The 7,807-nt window shown below is 71.0% G+C and carries 7 protein-coding genes; 3 read left to right on the top strand and 4 right to left on the bottom strand.

Features of this window, described 5'->3' with window-relative positions:
• Window positions 1–94: 94 nt before the first annotated feature.
• The gene (gene rocD / locus AB0D53_RS40315) at window positions 95–1,300 is read right to left on the bottom strand and encodes an ornithine--oxo-acid transaminase (protein ID WP_362454331.1); all 1,206 of its coding nucleotides are present in this window, start codon (window positions 1,298–1,300) and stop codon (window positions 95–97) included.
• 140 nt (window positions 1,301–1,440) lie between these two features.
• On the opposite strand from rocD, the gene trpS reads away from it, so the two are divergent.
• Both trpS and AB0D53_RS40305 read left to right on the top strand, forming a co-directional pair.
• Window positions 1,441–2,454: a tryptophan--tRNA ligase gene (gene trpS, locus AB0D53_RS40310; RefSeq protein ID WP_107408268.1), complete on the top strand. Its 1,014-nt coding sequence runs from the start codon at window positions 1,441–1,443 to the stop codon at window positions 2,452–2,454.
• A gap of 112 nt (window positions 2,455–2,566) precedes the next feature.
• Complete coding sequence (locus AB0D53_RS40305) at window positions 2,567–3,157, top strand: 2'-5' RNA ligase family protein (protein WP_072486605.1); 591 nt, start codon at window positions 2,567–2,569, stop codon at window positions 3,155–3,157.
• A 41-nt stretch (window positions 3,158–3,198) separates the two neighbouring features.
• Here AB0D53_RS40305 and AB0D53_RS40300 read toward each other — a convergent pair whose 3' ends face one another.
• Window positions 3,199–4,092, bottom strand: a complete 894-nt coding sequence (locus AB0D53_RS40300; RefSeq protein ID WP_362454330.1) for an SDR family NAD(P)-dependent oxidoreductase — start codon at window positions 4,090–4,092, stop codon at window positions 3,199–3,201.
• A 46-nt stretch (window positions 4,093–4,138) separates the two neighbouring features.
• Complete coding sequence (locus AB0D53_RS40295) at window positions 4,139–5,488, bottom strand: FAD-binding oxidoreductase (protein ID WP_362454329.1); 1,350 nt, start codon at window positions 5,486–5,488, stop codon at window positions 4,139–4,141.
• A gap of 143 nt (window positions 5,489–5,631) precedes the next feature.
• Between AB0D53_RS40295 and AB0D53_RS40290 the strand changes: the two genes are divergently transcribed.
• On the top strand, window positions 5,632–6,561 hold the full coding sequence (locus tag AB0D53_RS40290; RefSeq protein ID WP_362454328.1) for a YihY/virulence factor BrkB family protein: 930 nt from the start codon (window positions 5,632–5,634) through the stop codon (window positions 6,559–6,561).
• Here the strand turns inward: AB0D53_RS40290 and AB0D53_RS40285 are convergent.
• Window positions 6,509–7,756, bottom strand: a complete 1,248-nt coding sequence (locus tag AB0D53_RS40285; protein ID WP_362454327.1) for a D-alanyl-D-alanine carboxypeptidase — start codon at window positions 7,754–7,756, stop codon at window positions 6,509–6,511. The genes AB0D53_RS40290 and AB0D53_RS40285 overlap by 53 nt on opposite strands.
• Window positions 7,757–7,807: the final 51 nt, after the last annotated feature.

The following is a 7,807-nucleotide window of genomic DNA, read 5'->3' as shown; positions in this document are numbered from 1 at the left end:
GGCATCATCTCGGTCTTCATCGTGGTCGACAGCTCCACCGGCAAGATCGTGGGCGGCCCGGACATCCACGCCGCCCGGCGGGCCGGCGCCGGGGTCAGCCGCGCAGCACGGCGCGGATCTGTTCGAGGCCCCAGTCCAGGTCCTCCTTGCTGATCACCAGTGGCGGGGCGATCCGGATCGTCGAGCCGTGGGTGTCCTTGACCAGCACCCCGCGGTCCATCAGCTTCTCGGAGATCTCCCGGCCGGTGCCGAGCGCCGGGGCGATGTCGACGCCCGCCCACAGCCCGCGGCCGCGCACCTCCTCCACCGCGCCGCCGCCCACCAGCAGCCCCAGCTCCTGGTGCAGGTGCTCGCCCAGCTCGGCCGCCCGCTGCTGGAACTCGCCGGTGCGGAGCATCGCGATGACCTCCAGCGCGACCGCGCAGGCCAGCGGATTGCCGCCGAACGTCGAACCGTGCTCACCGGGCCGGAACACCCCCAGCACCTCCCGCGACGAGACCACCGCCGACACCGGCACCACACCACCGCCCAGCGCCTTGCCGAGCACGTACATGTCCGGCACGACCCCCTCGTGCTCGCAGGCGAAGGTCCGGCCGGTCCGGCCCAGGCCCGACTGGATCTCGTCCGCGATGAACAGCACGTTCCGCTCGCGGGTGAGCGCGCGCACCCCGGGGAGATAGCCCGGCGGCGGCACCAGCACCCCGGCCTCGCCCTGGATCGGCTCCATGAGCACCGCCACCGTGTTCTCGGTCATCGCCTCCCGGAGCGCCGTGAGGTCCCCGTACGGCACGATCTCGAACCCCGGCGTGTACGGGCCGAAGTCCTCCCGCGCCTCCGGGTCCGTGGAGAAGCTGATGATCGTCGTCGTACGGCCGTGGAAGTTGTTCGCGGCGACGATGATCTTCGCCATGCCGTCCGGGACGCCCTTCACCCGGTATCCCCACTTACGGGCCGTCTTCACCGCGGTCTCCACGGCCTCCGCGCCCGTGTTCATCGGCAGCACCGACTCCATGCCGCACAACGCGGCGAGCTGCGTACAGAAGTCGGCGAACCGGTCGTGGTGGAAGGCGCGCGAGGTGAGGGTCACCCGCTCCAGCTGCGCCTTCGCCGCGTCGATCAGGCGCCGGTTGCCGTGACCGAAGTTGAGCGCCGAGTAGCCGGCGAGCATGTCGAGGTAGCGGCGGCCCTCGACATCGGTCATCCAGGCTCCGTCCGCCGTGGCGACGACGACGGGCAGCGGATGGTAGTTGTGCGCGCTGTGCGCCTCGGCGGAGGCGATGGCGGTTTCCGTGGTCGACACGGGATCTCCGTTCGTCGTGCGGCGTGGGCGGGGTGGTGCCCACTTTGTATCGTCGGTCGGATCCGAGGCGAGGAAACCTGTATTTCCCGGCGCGCCAGGCCGGTCGGGGGTCGCTGCCCGCACCTGAGACAATGAGTTCCATGGCCTCTGAACGCCCCCGCGTGCTCTCCGGAATCCAGCCCACCGCAGGCTCGTTCCACCTCGGCAACTACCTCGGCGCGGTCCGCCAGTGGGTGGCACTGCAGGAATCACACGACGCCTTCTACATGGTCGTCGACCTGCATGCGATCACCATCCCGCAGGACCCCGCGGAGCTGCGCGCGAACACCAGGCTCGCCGTCGCCCAGCTCCTCGCCGCCGGTCTCGACCCGGAGCGCTGCACGCTCTTCGTCCAGAGCCATGTCCCCGAGCACGCCCAGCTCGGCTGGATCATGAACTGCCTCACCGGTTTCGGCGAGGCCTCGCGCATGACGCAGTTCAAGGACAAGTCCGCCAAGCAGGGCGCCGACCGCACCACGGTCGGTCTCTTCACGTATCCGATGCTGATGGTGGCCGACATCCTGCTGTACCAGGCCGACCAGGTCCCGGTCGGTGAGGACCAGCGCCAGCACCTGGAGCTGACCCGTAATCTCGCCGAGCGGTTCAACGGCAGCTACGGCGACACGTTCACCGTGCCGGACCCGTACATCCTCAAGGAGACGGCGAAGATCTACGACCTCCAGGACCCGTCGGCGAAGATGAGCAAGTCGGCGCCGACGCCGAAGGGCCTGATCAACCTCCTGGACGAGCCGAAGGCCACCGCCAAGAAGGTGAAGAGCGCGGTCACCGACACCGACACGGTGATCCGCTTCGACCGTGCGGAGAAGCCCGGTGTCAGCAATCTGCTGAGCATCTACTCGACACTCACCGGGACCGGTATCGCGGATCTGGAGCAGAAGTACGAGGGCAAGGGCTACGGTGCGCTCAAGACCGACCTCGCCGAGGTCATGGTCGAGTTCGTCACACCGTTCCGTACCCGCACCCAGGAATACCTGGACGACCCGGAGACGCTGGACTCGATCCTGGCCAAGGGCGCGGAGAAGGCCCGTGCCGTCGCGGCCGAGACCCTGGCCCTGACGTACGACCGGATGGGCTTTCTGCCCGCGAAGCACTGAGTCCAAGGACCCTGGCGGTTTGGCGGCCGCAGGGGTCACACTGGCGACGGGAAGCTGAACCGGTCGGTGGCTGAAAACAGGCCATCGGCCATCGAAGATTGAGGAGGACGACGTGGGGACCGTAACGCTCGGCGTTTCGATCGCGGTCCCGGAGCCCTACGGCAGCCTGCTCCAGGAGCGGCGCGCGAGCTTCGGGGATCCTGCCGCGTACGGCATTCCCACCCACGTCACCCTTCTTCCGCCGACCGAGGCCGAGGCGGCCGACCTGCCCGCGATCGAGGCGCATCTCGCCCAGATCGCGACGGGCGGCCGCCCCTTCCCGATGCGGCTGTCCGGTACGGGGACCTTCCGCCCCCTCTCACCGGTCGTCTTCGTCCAGGTCGTCGAGGGCGCCTCGGCCTGCACCTGGCTGCAGAAGCGGGTCCGGGACGCCTCCGGGCCGCTAGTGCGCGAGCTCCAGTTCCCGTACCACCCGCATGTGACCGTGGCGCACGACATCGCCGAGGCGGCGATGGACCGGGCGTATGCGGAGCTCGCCGACTACGAGGCCGCCTGGACCTGCGGTTCCTTCGCGCTGTACGAGCAGGGCTCGGACAGCGTCTGGCGCAAGATCAACGAGTTCCCGTTCGGCGCCGGTGGCGGCACGCCCGCCGTGCCCGCGCAGGGCGGCTCCTCCGTGGACGAGCCCTCCCTGCAGCCCTGATCACCTCCCGGCGGCCCTGATCGCCTCCCGGCGGCTCCGGCTCAGATCGGCAGCCGCCGGAACAACGGGCGCGGTACGTGCCGCAGCGCCGACATCACCGCACGCAGCGCCCCGGGCACCCACACCGTCTCCGAACGCCGCCGCAGCCCCGTCACGATGGCCTCCGCGACCGCGTCCGGGGTCGTGGTGAGCGGCGATGCCTCCAGCGGCGCCGAGACGAACAGGGCCGCGGCCCGCACCGCTCCGGCACTCCGCACCGCTCCCGCTCCCCGCACCGCTTCCGAGGCCCGCACGGCCCCCGCTCCCGCCACCCGCACCGTCAGCGTTCCCGTCTCCGTCAGCGTCTCCGCCTCCGCCTCCGGACGTACGATGCCGGGGCGCACGACCATCACATGCACCCCCGTCCCGTGCAGCGCGTCCCCCAGCCCCTGCGTGAACGCGTCCAGCCCCGCCTTGCTGGACCCGTAGATGAAGTCGGCGCGGCGGACGCGCTCGCCCGCCACCGAGGACAGCACCACCAGCGAGCCGTGCCCCTGCGCCTGGAGTGCGCCGGCGCAGACCAGCCCGGCGGAGACGGCCCCCGTGTAGTTGGTCTGGGCGACCCGGACCGCGGCGAGCGGCTCCTCCTCGTCGCGCCCCTGGTCGCCCGCGATGCCGAAGGCGAGCAGCACCATGTCGATGTCGCCCTCGGCGAAGACCTTGCCGAGCGTGGTCTCGTGCGACGCGGAGTCCAGCGCGTCGAAGGCGACCGTGCGGACCTCGGCGCCGCGTGCGCGCAGTTCGGCGGCGGCCGCGTCGAGCGCGGGGGAGGGGCGCCCGGCCAGGTGGACCGTCCGGGTCCGCAGGGCGATCAGCCGCCGTGCGGTGGCCAGCGCGATCTCCGACGTGCCGCCGAGGACGAGCAGGGACTGCGGGGCTCCGAAGGCGTCCTTCACGGGAACACTCCTTGCGAGGTGGGGAGGGAGGGGCGGGCAGCGGTGGTCAGAGCGACAGGCGGCGCGACAGGTCCGAGCGGAAGGCCCCGTCCGGGTCCAGCTCGGCGCGCAGCGACCGGAAGTCGGCCAGCCTCGGGTACATCGCGGCCAGCAGCTCCGGCCGGAGCCGGGAGTCCTTCGCCAGACAGACCCGGCCGCCGGCCGCCGCGACCTCCTCGTCCAGCGAGTCCAGGAAGCGGGCCAGTCCGGGCAGGGCGGCGGGCAGGTCGAGGGCGAGCGTCCAGCCGGGCACGGGGAACGACAGCCAGCCCGGGTCGCCGGCGCCGAACCGCTTGAGCACCGCGTTCGACGAGGGGCAGCGCCGCCGGGCGAGCCGGTGCACGATCCGGCGCAGCGCCTCCTCCCGGCCGTGTCCGACGACGAACTGGTACCGCACGGACCCGGCCCGCCCCTGGACCCGGCTCCACGGCGGCAGCCCGTCCAGCGGGTGGAAGAACGCGGCCAGCCTCTGGAGTTCGCCGATCCGGTACCTGGGCGCCCCGCGGTACCGGACCTCGTTGAAGAGGGCGGCCCGGGCGCCGCCGAGCAGCGCCTCCGGTACGAGGGCGGGGGAGGCCGGCAGCGGTCCCGGGCGGAACGCGAGCGGTGTGCGCCGGGCGCGCGCCGGTAGCGCGTACCGGGGCACGTGCTCCCCCCGGGTGAGCACGGAGCGCCCCGTCGCCCGGCCTCGGGCGCGGAGATCGATCCAGGCGGCCGAGTAGCGGTAGCGGTGGTCCCCGGCACAGAGCCTCTCCAGCAGGTCGTCCAGATCGACGGCGCGTTCGGTGTCGACCGACATCCATGAGCTGGTGACACGGTGGCACCGGAGCGTGGCCGAGAGGATCACACCCGTCAGGCCCAGGCCGCCCGCGGTCGCGTCGAAGAGGGAGGTGCCGGGCCGGACCGTACGGATCCCGCCCCCGGCGGTCAGCAGCTCCAGCTCCTGGACGTGCCGGGAGAAGGAGCCGGAGACGTGCTGGTTGTGGCCGTGGATGTCGGCGCCGATCGCACCGCCCACCGTGACGTAGCGGGTGGTGGGCGTGACGGGGACGAACCAGCCGAGCGGCAGCAGGACCTCCATCAGCCGGTGCAGGCTGACCCCGGCGTCGCAGACCACGGTTCCGGCGTCGGCGTCGATGGTGCGGATCCGGTTCAGCGCGGTCATGTCGAGGACGGAGCCGCCCGCGTTCTGGGCCGCGTCGCCGTGGGCCCGGCCGAGGCCCCGGGCGATGGAGCCGCGCGGTCCGCAGCCGCGTACCGTCGCCGCCGCCTCCTCGTACGAACGGGGGCGGAAGCGCAGGGCGGTCGTCGGGGCGGTGCGGCCCCAGCCGGTCAGGGACACGGTGTCGACAGACATGACGGTGACCGTATCGCCCGGGAAAACCCTTTTGAGGTATTTGTTACAACACTCACCGGTATGGGTGATTGAGGAAGTGTCAGACCGTACGCCGACGAGGCCCGGTGCCGGTTTTCCGTGCCAGGGAGGGTAAGCCGTACGTCATGGACTGGCTGAAGAACCTCCCCGTCATCGGGCCGATCGTCGCCCGGCTGATGGCGACGCACGCCTGGCGCTCCTACGAGACGCTGGAGCGGGTCCACTGGGCCAGGCTCGCCGCCGCGATCACCTTCATCAGCTTCCTGGCGCTCTTCCCGCTGATCGCGGTGGGTGCGGCGATCGGTGCCGCGCTGCTCTCCGCCGAGCAGCTCCACAAGATCGAGGAGAAGCTCGCCGAACAGGTGCCCGGCATCTCCGACCAGCTCGGCATCGAGAACCTGGTGACCCACGCGGGCACGGTCGGACTGGTGGCCGGTGCGCTGCTGCTCCTGACCGGTATCGGCTGGATCGGTTCGATGCGGGACTGTCTGCGTGCCGTCTGGGGCATGGACGACATGGACCTGGGCAATCCGGTCCTGCGCAAACTCAAGGACGTGGGGCTGCTGTTCGGCCTCGGCGGGGCGGCGCTCGCCACCTTCGCCGTGTCGTCGGTCGGCTCCGTCGCCGTCGGCTGGGCCGCCGATCTGCTGAACATCTCGGACCGGGGGGCGGGTGGTGTGGTGCTGCGGGTGGCCGCCCTGGTCGTGGCGGCGCTCGCCGGCTTCCTGCTGCTGCTCTACATGCTGACCCTGTTGCCCGGCGTCGAGCCCCCGCGGCGCCGTCTGCTGGTCGCCGGGGCGATCGGCGCGGTCTGCTTCGAACTGCTCAAGCTGCTGCTCGGCAGCTACATGAGGAGCGTGGCGTCGAAGAGCATGTACGGCGCCTTCGGGGTGCCGGTGGCACTGCTGCTGTGGATCAACTTCTCGGCGCGGCTGCTGCTGTTCTGCGCCGCCTGGACGGCGACGCAGAACGACGAGGACACCGAGGCGGCGTCCGGGGAGCTCAGCGGCGAGGACGGCGGCGCATCAGGTCCGGCAGCGGCCAGCGCCGGTTGACCAGGAACACCCCGCCGGCCAGCAGCACCAGGGCGCCTGCGGCGATGCCCAGTGCGATCCCGACGCCTCCGCCGCCGTTCTCGGCCGCGGCGGTCCCCGCGGCCCGTGCGGGGCCGTTCCGGCCCTCGTCCTTGCCCTGCCCGGCCGCGGGGCCCTTCCCGGTCCCGGTGGTGGCGGACTTCGGGGGCACCAGCTCACCGACCGGCGTCACCTTGCCGCTCGCGTCGAAACCCCAGTCGAGGAGACTGGCGGCCTCGTTGTAGACGGCGTGGGCCTTCTCGGACGAGGGGTTCATGACGGTGACGAGCAGCACCTTGCCGTTGCGTTCGGCGACGCCGGTGAAGGTGTTGCCGGCATGCGTGGTGTAGCCGTTCTTGACGCCCGCGATGCCCTTGTACGGGGTGACGCCGTCCGCGCCGGTGAGCAGCTTGTTGGTGTTCTGGATGCCGAAGCTCTCGCGCTTCCCCTTCTTCTCCGCGCCGGGGAACTGCGCCTCGGCCGTCGAGCAGTACTCCCGGAAGTCCGCCTTCTGGAGCCCGCTGCGGGCGAACAGCGTCAGGTCGTACGCGCTGGAGACCTGGTCGGGCGCGTCGTACCCGTCGGGCGAGACCACCTTGGTGTCGATTGCCTGCAGCTCCTCGGCGTGCGCCTGCATCGCGTCGACCGTCTTGGGGACACCGCCGTACATCGAGGACAGGACGTGCACCGCGTCGTTGCCCGACCGCAGGAACACCCCGAGCCACAGGTCGTGGACCGTGTAGGTGAGCTTCTCCTTGACCCCGACCAGGCTGCTGCCCTCGCCGAGGTCGGCGAGATCCTCGTCCTTGACGGTGTACTCCTGGGTCTTCGGCTGGAGCGCAGGCATCACGGTGTCCGCGAAGAGCATCTTCAGGGTGGAGGCGGGAGGCAGCCGCCAGTGCGGGTTGTGCGAGGCGAGGACCTGGCCGCTCTCGGCGTCCGCGACGATCCAGGACCTGCCCGTGAGGTCCTTCGGCAGCACCGGGGCGTCCGGTCCCAGTTTGACCTGCGTACCGGCTCTGCCCAGCAGTTCGCCACCGACCTTGGACATGTCCGAGGGCGGCTTCGGCTGGTCGTCGGAGGCGTCCTTGCCGACCGCCGATGCCGGGCTTACGACAAAAGCGGACAACAAGGCGGCAGAGATGACCGTCACTGCGGTCTTTTTGAGAGCAGGCACGGTCGGAAACGTACAGGCAGAAGATATGAAAATGTGCTCGGACGGCTTGAC

This window comes from Streptomyces sp. NPDC048295 (assembly GCF_040652135.1).
Classification (GTDB): Bacteria; Actinomycetota; Actinomycetes; order Streptomycetales; family Streptomycetaceae; genus Streptomyces.
The sequence above is the reverse complement of the archived record's forward strand: the minus strand, read 5'-3'. Positions and strand labels throughout refer to the sequence as shown.

Excerpts from the sequence above, each read along its gene's own strand:
- trpS (WP_107408268.1), top strand. The coding sequence starts at position 1,441 with ATGGCCTCTGAACGCCCCCGCGTGCTCTCCGGAATCCAGCCCACCGCA.
- AB0D53_RS40295 (WP_362454329.1), bottom strand. The coding sequence starts at position 5,488 with ATGTCTGTCGACACCGTGTCCCTGACCGGCTGGGGCCGCACCGCCCCG.
- AB0D53_RS40290 (WP_362454328.1), top strand. The coding sequence starts at position 5,632 with ATGGACTGGCTGAAGAACCTCCCCGTCATCGGGCCGATCGTCGCCCGG.